General features: G+C 70.2%; 18 protein-coding genes and 1 pseudogene. 13 read left to right on the forward strand and 6 right to left on the reverse strand.

Features of this window, described 5'->3' with window-relative positions; translation table 11 throughout:
* Positions 1–24 precede the first annotated feature (24 nt).
* Positions 25–516, reverse strand: a pseudogene (locus tag FVA80_RS11770) (VIT1/CCC1 transporter family protein); the annotation flags it as partial.
* 287 nt (positions 517–803) lie between these two features.
* Between FVA80_RS11770 and FVA80_RS11775 the strand changes: the two are divergent.
* The 3 genes from FVA80_RS11775 to lpxK are packed head-to-tail and all read left to right on the forward strand — an operon-like array spanning position 804 to position 3,888.
* Positions 804–1,589 carry a lysophospholipid acyltransferase family protein gene (locus FVA80_RS11775; RefSeq protein ID WP_147907310.1) on the forward strand — a complete coding sequence of 262 codons (786 nt, stop codon included), beginning with the start codon at positions 804–806 and terminating at the stop codon, positions 1,587–1,589.
* Positions 1,586–2,917, forward strand: a complete 1,332-nt coding sequence (locus tag FVA80_RS11780; protein WP_147907309.1) for a 3-deoxy-D-manno-octulosonic acid transferase — start codon at positions 1,586–1,588, stop codon at positions 2,915–2,917. Before FVA80_RS11775 ends, FVA80_RS11780 begins: the two co-directional genes overlap by 4 nt.
* Positions 2,917–3,888, forward strand: coding sequence for a tetraacyldisaccharide 4'-kinase (gene lpxK, locus FVA80_RS11785; RefSeq protein ID WP_147907308.1), 972 nt, complete (start codon positions 2,917–2,919; stop codon positions 3,886–3,888). The genes FVA80_RS11780 and lpxK overlap by 1 nt, the downstream gene beginning before the upstream one ends.
* A gap of 2 nt (positions 3,889–3,890) precedes the next feature.
* Here the strand turns inward: lpxK and FVA80_RS11790 are convergent, their stop codons facing one another.
* Entirely contained in the window at positions 3,891–4,109 is a 219-nt protein-coding gene (locus tag FVA80_RS11790; RefSeq protein ID WP_147907307.1) for a DUF2093 domain-containing protein, read from the reverse strand.
* Positions 4,110–4,238: 129 nt separating this feature from the next.
* A complete protein-coding gene (locus tag FVA80_RS11795; RefSeq protein ID WP_147907306.1) occupies positions 4,239–5,225 on the reverse strand; it encodes a bifunctional riboflavin kinase/FAD synthetase in 987 nt (328 codons plus the stop codon).
* Between the two features lie 296 nt (positions 5,226–5,521).
* On the opposite strand from FVA80_RS11795, the gene FVA80_RS11800 reads away from it, so the two are divergent.
* The 6 genes from FVA80_RS11800 to FVA80_RS11825 all read left to right on the forward strand — a co-directional run bounded on the left by FVA80_RS11800 (position 5,522) and on the right by FVA80_RS11825 (position 9,601).
* Positions 5,522–5,905 carry a response regulator gene (locus FVA80_RS11800; protein ID WP_007560016.1) on the forward strand — a complete coding sequence of 128 codons (384 nt, stop codon included), beginning with the start codon at positions 5,522–5,524 and terminating at the stop codon, positions 5,903–5,905.
* Positions 5,906–6,015: 110 nt separating this feature from the next.
* The gene (locus FVA80_RS11805; RefSeq protein WP_147907305.1) at positions 6,016–6,549 is read left to right on the forward strand and encodes a protein phosphatase CheZ; all 534 of its coding nucleotides are present in this window, start codon (positions 6,016–6,018) and stop codon (positions 6,547–6,549) included.
* A gap of 121 nt (positions 6,550–6,670) precedes the next feature.
* Positions 6,671–7,456: a creatininase family protein gene (locus FVA80_RS11810; protein WP_147907304.1), complete on the forward strand. Its 786-nt coding sequence runs from the start codon at positions 6,671–6,673 to the stop codon at positions 7,454–7,456.
* A 71-nt stretch (positions 7,457–7,527) separates the two neighbouring features.
* Positions 7,528–8,244: a DUF1223 domain-containing protein gene (locus FVA80_RS11815; protein WP_147907303.1), complete on the forward strand. Its 717-nt coding sequence runs from the start codon at positions 7,528–7,530 to the stop codon at positions 8,242–8,244.
* A gap of 107 nt (positions 8,245–8,351) precedes the next feature.
* Entirely contained in the window at positions 8,352–8,909 is a 558-nt protein-coding gene (locus FVA80_RS11820) for a sigma-70 family RNA polymerase sigma factor (protein WP_147907342.1), read from the forward strand.
* On the forward strand, positions 8,909–9,601 hold the full coding sequence (locus tag FVA80_RS11825) for an NrsF family protein (protein WP_147907302.1): 693 nt from the start codon (positions 8,909–8,911) through the stop codon (positions 9,599–9,601). The genes FVA80_RS11820 and FVA80_RS11825 overlap by 1 nt, the downstream gene beginning before the upstream one ends.
* A 3-nt stretch (positions 9,602–9,604) precedes the next feature.
* On the opposite strand, the gene FVA80_RS11830 is transcribed toward FVA80_RS11825, so the two are convergent.
* Positions 9,605–10,096, reverse strand: a complete 492-nt coding sequence (locus FVA80_RS11830) for a YcgN family cysteine cluster protein (protein WP_147907301.1) — start codon at positions 10,094–10,096, stop codon at positions 9,605–9,607.
* Between the two features lie 227 nt (positions 10,097–10,323).
* On the opposite strand from FVA80_RS11830, the gene FVA80_RS11835 reads away from it, so the two are divergent.
* The 3 genes from FVA80_RS11835 to FVA80_RS11845 are packed head-to-tail and all read left to right on the forward strand — an operon-like array spanning position 10,324 to position 13,965.
* Positions 10,324–12,627, forward strand: coding sequence for a PBP1A family penicillin-binding protein (locus tag FVA80_RS11835; protein WP_147907300.1), 2,304 nt, complete (start codon positions 10,324–10,326; stop codon positions 12,625–12,627).
* A 4-nt stretch (positions 12,628–12,631) separates the two neighbouring features.
* Entirely contained in the window at positions 12,632–13,336 is a 705-nt protein-coding gene (locus FVA80_RS11840) for a DUF1214 domain-containing protein (RefSeq protein ID WP_147907299.1), read from the forward strand.
* A complete protein-coding gene (locus FVA80_RS11845; RefSeq protein ID WP_147907298.1) occupies positions 13,324–13,965 on the forward strand; it encodes a hypothetical protein in 642 nt (213 codons plus the stop codon). The genes FVA80_RS11840 and FVA80_RS11845 overlap by 13 nt, the downstream gene beginning before the upstream one ends.
* Positions 13,966–13,977: 12 nt before the next feature.
* On the opposite strand, the gene FVA80_RS11850 is transcribed toward FVA80_RS11845, so the two are convergent.
* Entirely contained in the window at positions 13,978–14,823 is an 846-nt protein-coding gene (locus FVA80_RS11850; protein WP_246692377.1) for a hypothetical protein, read from the reverse strand.
* Between the two features lie 55 nt (positions 14,824–14,878).
* Positions 14,879–15,091, reverse strand: coding sequence for a hypothetical protein (locus tag FVA80_RS11855; RefSeq protein WP_147907297.1), 213 nt, complete (start codon positions 15,089–15,091; stop codon positions 14,879–14,881).
* A 424-nt stretch (positions 15,092–15,515) separates the two neighbouring features.
* Here FVA80_RS11855 and FVA80_RS11860 point away from each other — a divergent pair, with 424 nt between their 5' ends.
* Positions 15,516–15,809 (forward strand): hypothetical protein, encoded by a 294-nt coding sequence (locus tag FVA80_RS11860; RefSeq protein WP_147907296.1) that lies wholly within the window; start codon positions 15,516–15,518, stop codon positions 15,807–15,809.
* Positions 15,810–15,841 lie beyond the last annotated feature (32 nt).

Here is a 15,841-nt window from a genome sequence, read left to right on the forward strand (position 1 = left end):
GCATCGCGGTCGCGGGCTCCCGCGTCAAGCGCTGCCGATCAGCATCCCGGCGGCCAGCACCAGCGCGCCGCCCAGCATCACCTGGAGTGCCGCGCGCCAGAACGGCGTCGCCATGAAGCGCGTCCGGATCGCCGCGATGGCGACCAGCTCGACGATCACGACCACGACGGCGAGGCTCGTGGCGAGCAGGAACGGGTTCGGCCAGCCGGGCGGCAGCCGGTCCGGGATCGCGTAGGGCAGCGTATGGCCGAGGCCCCCCAGCGTCGTCATGACCCCGCAGACCAGGCCGCGCATCCACGGGTCGCCCCGTCCGGTGACGCTGCCGTCGTCCGACAGCGCCTCCGTGAAGCCCATGCTGATGCCCGCCCCCACGGAGGCCGCCAGCCCGACCAGGAAGGTCGCGCCGTTATGGCCGGTGGCGAAGGCGGCGGCGAAGATCGGCGCGAGGGTCGAGACCGAACCGTCGATCAGGCCGGCGAGCCCAGGCTGGACGTAGCGCAGCGCGAAATTCCGCCGCGCTTCGGCGGCGTCGATCACGGATTCGAAGGCGGCAGCCATGCTCGGCACTCCTGTTTGGATTTGTTCTAATCTACTGTTTAGAATTGATATAAACAAGCGCGCGGACGGATTTTCGCTGCGATGGCCGCGCTTTCGCCTGGGCCGCTCCGGTGCCGGGCGTGCGATCGCGTCTGTCCGATGGCCGATCGAGTTGCGTTGGCCGAGGCGCGGGGACTAGACCATGGCCGGACTAATCCGCGCTCGCCCCAATCGGGCTGCGCCGCTCCGGTCGCCAAAAGCGTTTCATGAGTCTCGGCAAGCGCATCCTACGCCATCCCGTCGTTCAGCGCGCCCTCGGGCGCCTCGCGGCCGGCTATCTGCGGCTCGTGCAGGCGACGAATCGCTTCGAGGTGCAGGCCGGCGCGGCGGCAAACGGGAGCTCCGACGAATGGATCGGCGCACATGTGCCGCTCATCGCCGGCATGTGGCACGGGCAGCATATCATGATGCCGTTCATGCGACGGCCGAGCGATCGGGTCGCGACGATCATCTCCAAGAATCCGGACGGCAACATCAACACCATCGCGCTGGAGCATCTCGGCGTGCGCGTGATCCGGGCGTCCGGCGCTCGCGGCCGGGACCGGGCGACCGACCTGCGCGCCAAGGGCGGTGCGGAAGGGTTGCGGGCGATGCTGCGGGCCCTGAAGGCCGGCGAGTCGGTGGCGTTCAGCGCCGACGTACCGAAAGTGTCCAGGCGTTGCGATGCCGGGATCCTGACCCTCGCGCGGTTCTCCGGACGCCCGATCGTCCCGGCTGCCGTGGTCACGAGCCGGCACCTGCGCTTCGGATCCTGGGACAGGGCCTGTCTCGGTCTGCCCTTCGGCCGGGGCGCGGTGGTGCTCGGCGAGCCGATCTACGTCGCCCGCGACTGCGCCGGCGAGGAGTTCGAATCGCTCCGGCGCCACCTCGAAGCCGAGATGGACCGCGTGCACGCCCGGGCCTACGCGCTGGTCGGGCGTACCGACCGGGCGGCGCTCTATCGCAACGGGTCTCCGGCCGCAGCGGCCGCCCCGGTGGGAGACCCCGCGTGAAGCTGCCGTCCGTGACCCTGCCGCTGCTGGCCTACCGGGCCGGCCTGCGCGTCGGTGAGCCGGCGCTGGCCGGGCTCCTCGCGTGGCGCGCGCATCACGGCAAGGAGGATCCGCTGCGGCTGCCCGAGCGGCGCGGGCTGCCCGGCCGGGCTCGCCCAGTCGGACCGCTCGCCTGGATGCACGGCGCCAGCGTCGGCGAAGTCCTGTCGCTGATCGGGCTTGTCGAGGGCATGATCGCCCGCGGCTTCTCGGTGCTGGTGACCACGGGGACGCGTTCGGCCGCCGAATTGATCGGGGCCCGCCTGCCTCCGGGTGCCGTGCACCAATACGTGCCGCTCGATGCGCCGCGATGGGTCGCGCGGTTCCTGGACCATTGGCAGCCCGATCTCGCCATCGTGGCCGAATCCGAGATCTGGCCGAACACGATCTTGGAATTGGACGCCCGCGAGATCCCGCTCATCCTGGTCAACGGCCGGATGTCGGAGCGCTCGTTCAAGGGTTGGGAGCGGTGCCCGCGCACCGCCAAGGCGCTGCTCTCCCGGATCGCAATCTGCCTGACGCAGACCCAGGAGGACGGCACGCGCTACGCCAAGCTCGGCGCACCCCGGGTCAGCGTCGCCGGCAACCTGAAATTCGACTCCCAGGTGCCGCCGGTCGATCGCCAGCAACTGGCTTATCTCGACGGCATGGTCGCCGACCGACCGGTCTGGGTCGCTGCGAGCACCCATGAGGGCGAGGACAGCATCGTCGCCTACGCCCATGCCGTGCTGAAGTCGCAATTTCCGAGACTCCTGACGATCCTCGCGCCCCGGCATCCGAGCCGCGGTACGGATGCGGCCGAAGCCGCGGCCACCTACGGCCTGCGTAGCGCCCGGCGCTCCAGCGGCGGACGTCCGCATCCGTCCGTCGAAGTGTACGTCGCCGACACGATCGGTGAGATGGGCTTGTTCTACCGCCTCGCCCCGCTGGCGTTCCTCGGCGGCTCCCTGGTTCCACATGGCGGCCAGAACCCCATCGAGCCGGTTCGCCTCGATACGGCGATCCTGCACGGCGCACACACCGCCAATTTCGATGTGGTCTATCGCGCGCTCGACCGTGCCGGCGCCGCCCTGCCGGTGCGAGACGGGGTCGAGTTGGCCGTCCTGGTCGGCGAACTCTTGGGGGATCCGGCGCGTCTGGCCGGCATGGTGCAGGCCGGCCCCCGGGCGTTGGAGCCGTTCGAGGGTGCGGTCGGCCGAACGCTGGCGGTGCTGGAGCCGTTCGTGGCGCAGATGAAGCTTCAGCGGCTCGACCGCGGCGACCTCGCGCGCCCGCTCATGCGGGCCTGATGCGGCCACCGCGTTTCTGGACGGCGGGGGCCGACCACCCGGCCGCGCGCGCCCTCTCGCCGCTCGGCGCGGCCTATGGAACGCTGAGCGCCCGGCGCATGAACCGCCCCGGCATCCGGGCGGGCTGCCCGGTCCTGTGCCTCGGGAATTTCACGCTCGGCGGAGCCGGCAAGACGCCTGCCGCGATCACGGTCGCGACCCTGCTCATCGAACTCGGCCGCAGGCCGGCCTTCCTGTCCCGGGGCTATGGCGGGCGCCTGGCTGGGCCCGTCCGAGTCGATCCGACCAGCCACGGGGCCGCGGATGTCGGCGACGAACCGCTGCTCCTCGCCCGTCATGCGCCGACGATCGTGTCCCGGGACCGCCCCGCCGGAGCATCGCTGTGCCTGTCGCTCGGTGCCGATGTGATCGTGATGGATGACGGGTTGCAGAATCCGACGCTCGCGAAGGACCTCGCCTGGGCGGTGATTGATGGGGGTGCCGGCATCGGCAACGGCCGGCCGTTCCCGGCGGGGCCCCTGCGGGCACCGCTCGAAGGACAATGGTCCCATGTCGCCGGTCTGATCATGGTCGGAGATGGGGCTCCCGGCGTCGCGATGGCGCTGGCCGCGGAGCGGCGGGGGCTGCCGGTCCACCGGGCGCGGCTGGTTCCGGATCCGGTCGGCCTGACCGGCCGGCGTTGTCTCGCCTTCGCGGGAATCGGTCGGCCTGAGAAATTCTTCGCGACGCTGCGCGGGACCGGGGCCGTCATCGCGGCTGCTCGGCCGTTTCCGGATCATCATCCCTACCGCGAGGCGGAACTCGCCGCCCTGGCGGCCGAGGCGGACTGTCTCGGTGCGGAACTCGTGACCACCGAGAAGGACGCGGTCCGCCTGCCCGGCGCGTTCGTGGCGCGGGTCCACGTCCAGCCCGTGCGCCTCGTGCCGGACGATCCCGAGGCCCTGCGCGAGCAGATCCGCCGGGCCCTGTGACGCTACGGGCGCCCGGTTTCCTTGAGCCGCGACAGGATCGCCTCGGGTGATACGTAGGCCTCTTGCCGGGCGGCGCTCCAGTAGCGCAATTCGTCCAGCGGGATCGGGTCGCCTGTGACCGCGCAGCGCACGAAGCTGCCCGGCTTGATCACCCGCATCGTGCCGTCCCCATACTGGACGACCGCCTCGCCGTTATGTCCGCGCTCGTAGCGACCCAGCACATCCGCCTCCTGATCGATCCTGCCGCCCTAGATATCGGATCCGCGACAGGGGTCTAGCGGTCTGATCCGCATCACATTTTCCCGAACGCCGGCAAGCATCGCCCGGAATGGTGCACGCTGGCCGCGGATTCAGGTCAGCATCGACGGGGCGGTATCGGTGGCCAGCAGGGCCCGCGCCGCGTCGGAATCGACGTGCATGCGCGCGATCAACGCGTCGGCGCTGTCGAAGCGCTCCTCGCCGCGGATGTAGCCGACGCATTCGATGGCGATCTCCCGTCCGTAGAGGTCCCCGGCGAAATCGAACACGTAGACTTCCAGAAGCGGTGCGCCGTCGTCGAAGGTCGGACGGCGCCCGTAGCTCGCCACGCCGTCGCGGATCTCGCCGGGGCCGAGGCGGACGCGCACCGCGTAGATGCCGTGGGCCAGCCCGCAATCCGGAAGCATCACGTTGGCGGTCGGGAAGCCGAGCTGGCGCCCACGCTTGTCGCCGTGACGGACCTGGCCGAGCACGAACCAGCGGTAGCCGAGCAGCGCGTTGGCCCGGGCGACGTCGCCGGCGGCCAGGGCAGCCCGGATCGCGCTGGACGAGACCGGCTCGGTCTCGCCCGCCAGGGCGACGGGCTCGACGATCCGGCAGCCCAGGCCGGCCTCGCCACAGAGTTCGGCCAGGATCGCCGGCGTGCCCTCGCGGTTGCGTCCGAAATGGAAATCGTGCCCGACCACCACGCCGGACAGCCCCAGAGACCCTCTCAGGAAGTCGAACACGAAGGCGCGGGCGCCCGTGGCGGCAAGCGCCCCGTCGAAGCGGCGCACGACCAACCCGTCGAGGCCGAGATGCGCGAACACGATCTCCTTGGCCGCCAGCGAAGTGAGGCGGAACATCGGCGCATCGGGCGCGAAATAGGCGCGCGGATGCGGCTCGAAGGTCAGCACCGCGGACGGCCGGCCCACCTCGCGCGCCGCCGCCCGGACGTTCTCGACCAGCACGCGGTGGCCACGATGGACGCCGTCGAAATTGCCGATCGCCGCGACCGCTCCGGCGAGGGCCGGTGGGATCGGCGTATCGATGCCGCAAATCGTGAAAGGCCGCATGGCCGGTTTGTCGCCTGAGGCCATCGATTCGGGGTCGGAGACTCGGAAGGGTCGGATGAGAAAGAGGCGCCTGCGCGGTTCGCGTCAGGCCCGACAGCGCCGGACCCTGCCGAAAGCCGTCCGGAGGGTCAAGCGACCTCCCCGCCCTGTGACGACGCAGGGGCGGTCTGCGAAAGACACACCCGCAGATTAACGGCTTCGCAATGCGGCGGGCCTATTTTAAATGCTGTGCAGCGCGGCTATTTTGCGGCGTTAGTGAAGCGTTCATCTTTCCGGGAGCCGCCGCGGCTTCCCGCCGGGCAATACGGAGCAGTTGGTCTATGGCTCTCGATCTGAGCATGCCGATCCTCGTTGTCGACGATTACCAGACGATGGTCCGAATCATTCGGAATCTATTGAAGCAGCTTGGCTTCGAAGAGGTCGATGACGCATCGGATGGTACGGCGGCACTGGCTCGCCTCAAGGACCGCAAGTACGGCCTGGTCATCTCCGACTGGAACATGGAGCCAATGACCGGCTACGAGCTGCTCCGGCACGTGCGGGCCGACGAAAATCTTCGGACGACGCCGTTCATCATGGTGACCGCCGAATCGAAGACCGAGAACGTCATCGCCGCCAAGAAGGCTGGCGTGAACAATTATATCGTCAAGCCGTTCAATGCGGCGACGCTCAAGTCCAAGATCGAGGCGGTCTGCGGGAACTGATGATTTCCGTGGCACGTCCAACGCGCCCTCCGGCAAAGCCGCCGGCACGCCGGAAGGCGCCCAAGAGCGATGCCGCCGGCATCGCTGCTCGCCGATCCCAGGAGGAGAGCATGTCGTCAGCCGCCGCGCGACAGCCCGATATGCGGTTCCGTGAACCGCACGCCGTGATCTCCGAGTTAATCGAGATCGCGGATTACATCGCCCATTTGCGCGAAGAGATCGGTGCGCTCCGGGCGAACGAGATGAGCCGCGACCGGATTCCCATGGCGCATGAGGAACTCGGCAGCGTCGTGGTCGCGACCGCCGGGGCCACCAACACGATCATGGAGGCCGCGGAGGCGATGCTCGGCCTCCCGGACGGGCCTGGCTACCGGGATGCCGTCGAAGAGCGAATCAACACGATCTTCGAAGCCTGCGCCTTCCAGGACATCACCGGCCAGCGCATCGCCAAGGTCGTGGAGGCCCTGCGGCTGTTCGAACAGCGGCTCGCCCGCTTTGTCGGCGCCGTGAAGGCCCGGGATGCATCCTCCACCGACCCGGCCGAAACGGCTCGCCGCGCCCGCGCGGAGGACCTCCTTCTCAACGGCCCCCAGGCCGTCGAGGAAACTCCGTCCCAGAACGACATCGACGCCCTGTTCGCCTGACCGGCTCCGGCTCCGGCCCCGGTCGGTCCGGCGCCCATCGACGCGAGTCGGTCGGGCGGGTTAGATCGCCCTCGGCAACCTGATGCCGAGGGCGGTGTCGAAGGAAAGTTCCGGCCAAGGCATGGCGGCGCAAAACTGGTCCGAGCTGACGACGGACGACCTCAACCGGCGCGACATGCGGCGGGTGATCGCGGTGCTGCCGGTGGCCGCCATCGAGCAGCATGGGCCGCACCTCCCGCTCGGCACCGACGCGATCATCGCCGACGGCTACCTCGACCGTGTGCGCACGCGTGTGCCGCACGACCTCGACGTGCTGCTGCTGCCGGTGCAGGTCATCGGCAAGTCCGACGAACACGACGCGTTTCCCGGCACGCTCTCGCTCGATACCGGGACGGCCCTGGCGGCCTGGACCGGGATCGGCACCGCCATCCATCGCGCCGGCTGCCGCAAGCTGGTGATCGTCACGAGCCACGGCGGCAACAGCGCCCTCATTGATCTCGTGACCAGTGATCTGCGCGCGCGATTCGACATGGTCGCGGTCACGACGTCCTGGGCCCGGTTCGGCTATCCCGACGGCCTGTTTCCCGCTGACGAGATCGCCCACGGCATCCATGCCGGTGGCATCGAGACCGCACTGATGTTGGCGCTGCGGCCGGATCTGGTGCGGACTGACCGGATCGCGGATTTTCCACCTCGCAGCCGCGCGATGATCCGGGATTTCACCCATCTCCGCGCCGGCCGGCCAGCCGCCTTCGCCTGGAAGGCAGGCGACCTGCACCCGTCCGGAGCCATGGGGGATGCCCGGCTCGGCAGTGCCGAGGCCGGTCACGTGGCCCTTGATCACGGCGCCGCCGCTTTCGTGGAACTACTGCGGGACGTGGCGCGGTTCGAGCTGGATCCGGCGTAACCGGCGCGGACGTGCCGCCGAAAGGTCCGTTACGCGCCGTGCAGCATATGCCGGCGCCGAGAGGCCCGGCCATGAAAGTCGTCGCGTTGATCTCCGTCGCCCTGTTGCTCGCCGCCGGACGTCCGGCCGCGGCGCTCGAGCGGCCCGTCGTCGTCGAACTCTTCACCTCGCAGAGCTGCTCCTCCTGCCCGCCCGCCGAAGCGCTGATCGGGCGGCTCGCGCATGAAGGTGCGGACGTGCTGCCGCTGGCCTTCCACATCACCTACTGGAACCACCTCGACTGGCGCGATCCCTACTCCCTGCCCGCCGCCACCGAGCGGCAGGCTGATTACGCAGCCCGGTTGGGCAGTTCGAACTACACCCCGCAGGCCGTCATCGACGGACGCACGGCCGTTGTCGGCTCCGACGAGGCCGGCCTGCGGGCCGCCGTGGCACAGGCCCGGCGTGCCGGGATGGCGGTCGGAGTTACGCTGTCCCGCGACGGTGCCGGCCTCGCCGTCCGGGTCGGAGCTGGAAGCGGAACAGGCCGGGTCCTGCTAATTGGCTTCGATCCGAGCCATACCAGCCGGGTCTTGCGCGGCGAGAATGCCGGCCGCACGCTCGAACATGCTAACGTCGTCCGCTCGATCCGGGATCTCGGAGCGTGGTCCGGCGCCGCCATGATGTTCGAGGCCGCTGCACCTGCGGGTGAGACGGCGGCCCTCCTGGTGCAAGCGACCGACGGCCGTATCCTGGGCGCGGCCCGCCTGGGCGAACGCGTCGCCAGCGCCGCGGAGATGCCGCAATGATGCTGGCGATGCCCGGCGTCGCGGGATGCGGATGGGCCCTGGCGCCCGACTCCAACCCCGCGCTAGACTCCGGCCATGCCGGGGAATGGATCGGCGGCGGAGCCCGGATGGCGCTCGAAGGTGAATTGGCCGCTCTGATGGCGGCGGCGCAGGGTGGCGACGCGGCCGCATATCGCGCCTTGCTCAAGGCGTGCCTGCCGGTGGTCTCGTCGATCGCCCGTGCTCAGGGCGTGCGCGGCGAGGCCGTGGACGACGTCGTCCAGGACACGCTGATGACCGTGCATCGGGCTCGGGCCAGCTACGATCCCGCGCGGCCGTTCCTGCCGTGGCTGCGCGCCATCACCCAGCGCCGGGCGATCGATCGCCTGCGCCGGACCGGGCGCCGGCCCCGCGAGGTTCACGATCCGATCGCCTACGAGGCGGAGGCCGATCCCGGTCCCGCGCCGGGCCAGGGTCTGGAGGCGCGCGACCGCGCCGCCGCCCTTGCGCGTGCGGTCGCCTCGCTGCCGGACGGGCAACGGCAGGCCGTGGAACATCTCGGCCTGCGGGAGCTGTCGTTGGATGAGACCGCGGCCCTGACCGGGCGCAGCAAGGGCGCGCTCAAGGTCAACCTTCACCGGGCGCTCAAGGCCCTGCGCGCCAACCTGATGCAGGAGCGGCGCTGATGGCCGACTTGGCCGGCCATGACCCGGGTCCGCAGGCCTTCAGCCGCCACGATCGTCTGGTCGAGGATCTCGCTTTCGGCCTGGAGCCGGTGCGGCCGCTGCCCTCCCCGGCCCTGCGTGCAGCCCTGTGGCTGGGTGCGGCGCTGATCGTCGGGCTGGTCCTGGCGAGCCGGATCGATAGCACCGGCTTCATGCAGCGGATGCAGGTGCCGGATCTCGTCTGCGCCGCACTCGGGGCGGTGCTGACGGCGGTCGGCGCCGCCTTCGCGGCCTTCGCCACGAGCGTGCCGGGCCGCTCCCGGGCTTGGGCGATGCTGCCGCTCCCGGCCCTGGCCCTCTGGATCGGGGCGAGCGGTTTCGGCTGCCTGCGCGATTGGATCGCCCCCGGCACCGACCGGCCGAATCCCCAGGAAGTCGCCGGCTGCTTCAGTTTCTTGGTCTGTGTCTCGGTCCCGCTGTCCGTGCTGATCGTCGTGATGCTGCGCCGCGCCTGCCCGCTGCGGCCGAACCTGACGGCAGCGCTCGGCGGACTCGCGGCCGCGGCCGCGGCCGCGGCGTTGCTGATGCCGTTCCATCCGCACGACGCCACCGCGTCGGATCTGCTGATTCACGCCGTCGCCGTGCTCGGTGTGATCGGGCTCAATGGCCTCGCGGGCGGCCGGCTGCTCGGCAGCCGGGTCAACTCGAGCTGAGCGTCAGCGCTCGTCCGGATCCGCCCCCGGCCAAGCCACGATCCGGTCCGGCAACTCGTCGTCGGAGAACTCCTCCTCGTTGCCGGCGAGCCGGCCGCGGATGGAGATGCCGGCCTCGTGCACGCTGGAGGCCCGGCCTGAGACAAGGGGATGCCACGGATAGAGCGGTTCGCCGTCGCGCACGAGCCGATAGCCGCAGGTCGGCGGCAGCCACGGGATCGTCCGCACCGCCTCCGGGGTGAGGCGGACGCAGTCGGGCACGCGCTTCTGCCGGCGGGCATAATCGCGGCAGCGGCAGGTCAGGCCGTCGAGCAGGGTGCAGCCGATATCGGTATGATGGACCTCGCCGGTCTCGTCATCCTCGAGCTTGATCAGGCAGCACCGACCGCACCCGTCGCACAGGCTCTCCCACTCGGACGGCGTCATGGCTTCGAGGGTCTTGGTCCGCCAGAACGGCTCGGCGACCCCGTGGCGCAGCGCCTCGGGCTTGGACATCGGTCAATCTCGCGATCGGGAAGTGTCTGTCTCTGCCCGAGCTGGTGCCGCGGGGCAAGGCGCTGCACCTGCGGCGAATCACGGGACCGCGCAGAGCCTCGCCGACCGTTCCGGATCCTGCTAAGGATGGATACGCCGCGCGGTGTCTCGGCCGCGCGGTGCCATGCCCGCGGCGCGGGCGCTCGATCCTCCGCCGCGAAGGCGCTCGACAAGCCGGGTCCGACAACGTGCGCCTGCCGACGCTCACCGAGATCAAGATCCGCATCGAGCGCGCCGCGCTGGCGTTCGATGCCTGGGTCAATGCCGGCCTCTACGACAGCGGTCGCTCGACCGGCGCGGCCTACGAACGCTTCCAGCGGGTCATGGGCCGGTTCGCCGTCCACGGCTGGAAGCGGATCGCCCTCGACCTGACCAGCGAGGCCGTCACCCTGGGGGCCGGTGGCGCGGTTCTGCTGCTCGCCTTCGCGCAGCCCGCGTTCCAGCTGACCAGCGAGAACTGGCTGAAGCAGCAGGACCTCGCCGTCACGTTCCTGGACCGGTACGGCACCGAGGTCGGCCGGCGCGGCATCAAGCACGACGACTCGCTCAAGCTCGACGAGTTTCCCGACATCATGATCAAGGCGCTGGTCTCCACCGAGGACCGGCGCTTCTACGAGCACTGGGGCATCGACCCGATCGGCACCCTGCGGGCCCTGGTCAACAACTCGCGCGGCGGCGGCGGCACGCAGGGCGGCTCCTCGATCACGCAGCAGCTGGCCAAGAACCTGTTTCTGACCAACGAGCGGTCGCTGGAGCGCAAGATCAACGAGGCATTCCTGGCCCTGTGGCTGGAGAGCCACCTGACCAAGAACGAGATCCTGAAGCTCTACCTCGACCGGGCCTACATGGGCGGCGGGACGTTCGGCGCCGTGGCGGCGGCGGATTACTATTTCGGCAAGCCGTTGAAAGACATCAGCCTGGCCGAGGCGGCCATGCTGGCGGGATTGTTCAAGGCGCCGACGAAATACGCCCCGCACGTCAACCTGCCCGCCGCCCGCGCCCGCGCCGCGGACGTGCTCCACAACATGGTAGAAGCCGGCTTCGTCACGGAAGGGCAGATACAGACCGCCCTCCGCAACCCGGCGACCCCGGTAACTCGCACCCGCGACATCACCGCCGATTATTACCTCGATTGGGCATTCGGCGAGATCAAGGCCATGGCCGATGCGGGCAAGCTCCGCAACGACCGCGTCCTGACGGTCAAGACACCCCTCGACCTCGCGATCCAGAAGCGGGCCGACGAGGCTGTGGCCGACATCCTGCGCAAGTCCGGCGACGCCTTCGACGTCGACGAGGCCGCCATGGTCATCCTTGATCCCGACGGGGCACTGCGCGCCATGGTTGGCGGCGCCGATTACGGCGAGAGCCAGTTCAATCGCGCCACCGACGCGCTGCGCCAGCCCGGCTCGTCGTTCAAGCCCTACGTCTACTCCGCTGCCCTCCTATCGGGGCTGTTCAAGCCAGAGACCACGGTGGTCGACAGCCCGGTCTGCATCGGCAACTGGTGCCCACAGAATTACGGCCGGTCCTATGCCGGCCGGGTGCCGATGTGGCTCGCCGTGGCGAAATCGATCAACACGATCCCGATCAAGATCTCGATCTCGCTCGGCAAGGCCATGGGTATCAGCCATGAGGCGCGCGCCGCGAAGGCCGGCCGCGCGAAGATCACCGATTTGGCCCACAAGATGGGCATCACCTCGAACCTGATCGACACGGTCTCGATGCCGATCGGCTCCGACGAGGTGACGGTGATCGACCAGGCCGCCGGCTACGCGGTGTTCGCCAACGGCGGCTACAAGGCCAAGCCCTACGCCGCCATGGAGGTCAAGAACTCGTCCGGCGAGGTGATCTACCGCCACGCCGACGAGGCGCCCGATCGGGTGCTCCCGCCCCAGGTCGTCGCCGACATGAACTTCATGCTCAACAAGGTGGTCGAGGAGGGGACCGGCAAGCGCGCTCAGCTCGAGGGCGTGAAGGTCGCCGGTAAGTCCGGCACCACGAACGCCTACCGGGATGCGTGGTTCGTCGGCTACACCGGCAATTACGTCGGCGCGGTCTGGTTCGGGAACGACGACCACACCTCGACCAACAAGCTGACCGGCGGTTCGCTCCCCGCCCAGCTCTGGCACGACGTGATGGAGCCGGCCCACCAGGGCATCGAGATCAAGGGTTTGCCCGGCCTGAAGGAAAGCCCGCGGGCCGCCCAGCAGCAGGCGTCCGGCGGTCCGACCGCACCGATCGATCCGAATGCCAGTGCCTACGGCAAGCTCTCGCGTCGCTCCTTCGAGGTGATCGGCGGCTTGAACGGCCTGTTCCGCACCGTCGAGCGCCCGCCCGCGGGCGACGCGCGGCCGGATGCCGCTGGTGGCGTCGACAAGGCGACCCAGAAGACCGACCGGAAGCCCGGCGACCGGGCCGCGGCACCCCCGGCCCAGCCGCGCGAGGTCGCCGAGGGCGCACGGTCCGTCGGCGGCCGCATCGAGCTGCGGTGACCCAATGAGGTTCGCAATCCCCGCTAGTCCCGGCCGCAGCGCTGCGGCTGGAGAACCCCGTCCCGCGCCGAAGGTCCGGTCCCTCGGCGGCGCCGGCCGGTTCCTCGCCCGTGTCTGGCGCAAGAGCTCGGTCGCCGGCCTCGCGGTCTACGCCCTGGCGCTCGGCGGGGTGCTCGGCCTCGCCAGCGCCGATTGGGCGACGCGGGGCGGCTATCCGTTCGGCGGCGTGCCGGTCGGCGCCTGGACGGCCTGGCCCCGGGCGGGGGCCGGGAATGCCGATCCCTATACCCGTGCCGTCAACGCCCGCCGGGGGGAGATCCCCCTGGCTGTGGGTGAGGGCCTGCTGCTGACCGCGGCGGCCGACGACCAGGGCCAGGCGCTCGACGCGACCTGCGCCTATCGCATCGGCGGCGGGACGCCGCCGGCCAGGGCCTGGACCCTCACGGTCGCGGGTCGCGGTGCGCGCGATCCCGGGCGTCCGGCCATGCGCGAGGGCTTCACCTCCACGGAGGTACTGCGCTCGGCCGACGGGCGGTTCTCGGTGATCCTCGCCCCCGACGTCCAGCCCGGGAACTGGTTGCCGAGCCCCCGGGACAGCGGGCCTGTGCGCCTGGCCCTGCGCCTTTACGACACGCCGGTCGCCGCCAGCGTCGGATCCCTCGACCGAGCCTCGGTGCCGGCCATCACCCGCCTGGGATGCGCCTCGTGAGTCCGCGCTTCGTCTTCGCCACGCTGATCGGCTTGGTGCTTGCCGGGATCGTGCACATCGCGGCGGTGCTGGCGATCCCGCGTCTGTCCGAGACGGACGCCGTCTCGCGCGCCCGGACCAGCGAGAACCTGGACCACCCGCAGCCGATCTACACGGTCGCCACCGGCGACGACCCCTCTCCACCCGAGGCGTGGCTGCCGATCCCGGATCCGGCCGTGGCGGTGGGCGTCTGCGCTTACGATCTCGCCGACGGGCCGATGCGCGTCTCTGCGCGGACCGGGCCGCTGTCGTTGTCGCTCGCCGCGCATGCCCGGCGGGGGGCCTTCTACGCGGTGACCGATCAGGCCGCCGTGCGCGGCGCCCTCGATCTCGTGATCCTCACCCGGGCACAGTACGACGAGGCTCTGGCCGACGACGACGAGAATGACCCGAGCCGTGACGTGCGCATCGTCGCGCCGGACACGCGGGGCGTCGTGGTCGTGCGGGTGATCGCCGGCCTGCCGAGCCAGCGACCCGGCGCAAACGCCGCCGTCCAAGCCGTCTCGTGCACCACCGACATGCCTGCGGATGAGTCCGGCGGCAAGGATGCCGGCGGCAAGGATGCCGGCGGTAAGCCCGCTGGGCGGTAACGCCGGGTCAACTCAATATTTGACGACCAGTGGCGGCGCCTCGGCGACCGGCACGATGGCGGCTTCGAGGCCGCATCGGGCCGCGGCGTCCGGTGGCAGCAGCGGGTCGAGCAGGTTGCGGCGCGCGGCGAGCATGGCCAGCGAGCGCTCGGCCGCGACCGACTCCTTGGCCGGAGCCTGGGCGAAGAGATGCTCCAGGGCATAGCGGTAGCGCGCCAGCCGCAGGCCGGCCTCGATCCGCACCCAGGCGATCAGGCAGCGGTTCTCGGCGACATGCTGGGCTGCGAGGCGGATATCCGCGTCGTCGAGGGTTTTGGCGAAGGGCAAGCTGCGCAGCCGCGCGGCATCCGCGTCGATCACCCGCGCGGCGAGCGCCGTGAAGATCGGGATCAGGCGGGCATCGGCCGTGGCGTCGTCGGCGAGCTGGCGGTAGCGGGAGACCGGGGAGCGCGACGGCTCTGCGGTCAGCGTGTCGTAATAGGCGCCGACCTCGTCGAACCGCCAAGTCGGCGTCGCGTGCGCGCTGGCCAGTCCGAAGAGGGCATCCTGGAATGCCGTGAGGGTGCTGGCCGGCTGGACGAAGCGCCAGGCGCGGTCGCGCAGCGCCTGCTCGTCGTCGGTCAGGCCGGAATCGAGGATCAGCCGGCCGCGATCCCGCGACGAGAAGCTGCCGGTGGTGTCGATCAGTCCATTCCAAACGCCGGTGCGGGGGCGGCCGAAATCGCCGCTCTGCGTGCAGGCGGCGAGCAGCGCCAGCGCGGTGCCGGCGGCCAGGACGATGGTGGCCCTGTGCGCGCGGCTCGCGCGCCTGTCTCCAACGGGTGCGACGCTCGGCCGATGGCGGTCCGGAACAGGCATGATCAAACCGTCGGAAACGTCGCCTGGCCGGGCCGGTCGGCGGCTATCGCTGCGTTCAGGAGGCAAGGCGCTCGTAACGGACGCCCAGGAAGAACAGGATCTCGCCGCGCTGCTCGTCGGTGCGCGGCAATTGGCGGGTCCGGCGCGCGTCGGGCCCGGGGAACGGCAGCAGGACCGCGGGCGGATCCCGCCGTGCGTCGCGCGCCGCATCGTTGGCGGGCATCGGCAGGCGGGTCTGGCCAGTCACCTGCGGCTTGAATGGGGTCATGGTCTCCGGCTCCTGTCGGCGGCTCGAGCGGCAGTGCCCGGGCCCTGCAGAGGGGGTCGGCAAGGGCTACAGAACCCATTCAGCATGACGTGGTTAACGGAGTCTTGCCGGATCCCGTCCCGGATCGAGCCGGCATTTTGGCTGGTCTGGCGCGCGAATTGCGATGCGGGTTTCGCCCATGGCGGGCGTTTCCTCCCTTTGACTGGGGCCCTGTCCGTTCTTGGACGGGGCCCTTTTTCTTGGCCGACGATGCGGCCCGGGCGCCACACAGCGGCGAAGCGTGGGCGCGGCGTTGCGCGCGGGGAACCCATGCAGAGCCGTGGCGCTTGCCTACCGCCCAGCGCGACCGATATGCCGGGCGCAAGCGGACGAGCTGACCGCCGCACCGATTTTCCGCGCGACCGAGATTTGAGGACACCGCTGAATGCGACTCGTTCCGGAACGATTCCTGCGCTCCAACCGCCGCTGCGGCCTGGCGACGGGTGCGCTCGTGCTGTTCGCGCTCGCCACCGGCCCGGCCTACGCCCAGCGTGAGGACCAGGGCCTGCAACTCGGCTGTGCCAACGACTATTTCCGTCTCTGCGCCGGCGTCGATCCGAACAGCCAGGACGCCGACCGTTGCATGACGCGCAACCGCAAGCGCCTTTCGCCCGAGTGCCGCTCGGCGATCGGCGACTACGACAAGCGCACCGGCAGCAAGTCGCTGTCGGACGATTGAGCATTTCACCGGTCCAGATACGCGCCGCAGGC

The sequence above is a fragment of the Methylobacterium sp. WL1 genome (assembly GCF_008000895.1).
GTDB lineage: Bacteria > Pseudomonadota > Alphaproteobacteria > Rhizobiales > Beijerinckiaceae > Methylobacterium.

Excerpts from the sequence above, each read along its gene's own strand:
- FVA80_RS11775 (WP_147907310.1), top strand. The coding sequence starts at position 804 with ATGAGTCTCGGCAAGCGCATCCTACGCCATCCCGTCGTTCAGCGCGCC.
- FVA80_RS11825 (WP_147907302.1), top strand. The coding sequence starts at position 8,909 with ATGGCCGACTTGGCCGGCCATGACCCGGGTCCGCAGGCCTTCAGCCGC.
- FVA80_RS11830 (WP_147907301.1), bottom strand. The coding sequence starts at position 10,096 with ATGTCCAAGCCCGAGGCGCTGCGCCACGGGGTCGCCGAGCCGTTCTGG.
- FVA80_RS11860 (WP_147907296.1), top strand. The coding sequence starts at position 15,516 with ATGCGACTCGTTCCGGAACGATTCCTGCGCTCCAACCGCCGCTGCGGC.
- FVA80_RS11850 (WP_246692377.1), bottom strand. The coding sequence starts at position 14,823 with ATGCCTGTTCCGGACCGCCATCGGCCGAGCGTCGCACCCGTTGGAGAC.
- lpxK (WP_147907308.1), top strand. The coding sequence starts at position 2,917 with ATGCGGCCACCGCGTTTCTGGACGGCGGGGGCCGACCACCCGGCCGCG.
- FVA80_RS11840 (WP_147907299.1), top strand. The coding sequence starts at position 12,632 with ATGAGGTTCGCAATCCCCGCTAGTCCCGGCCGCAGCGCTGCGGCTGGA.
- FVA80_RS11815 (WP_147907303.1), top strand. The coding sequence starts at position 7,528 with ATGAAAGTCGTCGCGTTGATCTCCGTCGCCCTGTTGCTCGCCGCCGGA.
- FVA80_RS11855 (WP_147907297.1), bottom strand. The coding sequence starts at position 15,091 with ATGACCCCATTCAAGCCGCAGGTGACTGGCCAGACCCGCCTGCCGATG.
- FVA80_RS11810 (WP_147907304.1), top strand. The coding sequence starts at position 6,671 with ATGGCGGCGCAAAACTGGTCCGAGCTGACGACGGACGACCTCAACCGG.
- FVA80_RS11805 (WP_147907305.1), top strand. The coding sequence starts at position 6,016 with ATGTCGTCAGCCGCCGCGCGACAGCCCGATATGCGGTTCCGTGAACCG.
- FVA80_RS11845 (WP_147907298.1), top strand. The coding sequence starts at position 13,324 with ATGCGCCTCGTGAGTCCGCGCTTCGTCTTCGCCACGCTGATCGGCTTG.
- FVA80_RS11820 (WP_147907342.1), top strand. The coding sequence starts at position 8,352 with ATGGCGCTCGAAGGTGAATTGGCCGCTCTGATGGCGGCGGCGCAGGGT.
- FVA80_RS11800 (WP_007560016.1), top strand. The coding sequence starts at position 5,522 with ATGGCTCTCGATCTGAGCATGCCGATCCTCGTTGTCGACGATTACCAG.
- FVA80_RS11795 (WP_147907306.1), bottom strand. The coding sequence starts at position 5,225 with ATGGCCTCAGGCGACAAACCGGCCATGCGGCCTTTCACGATTTGCGGC.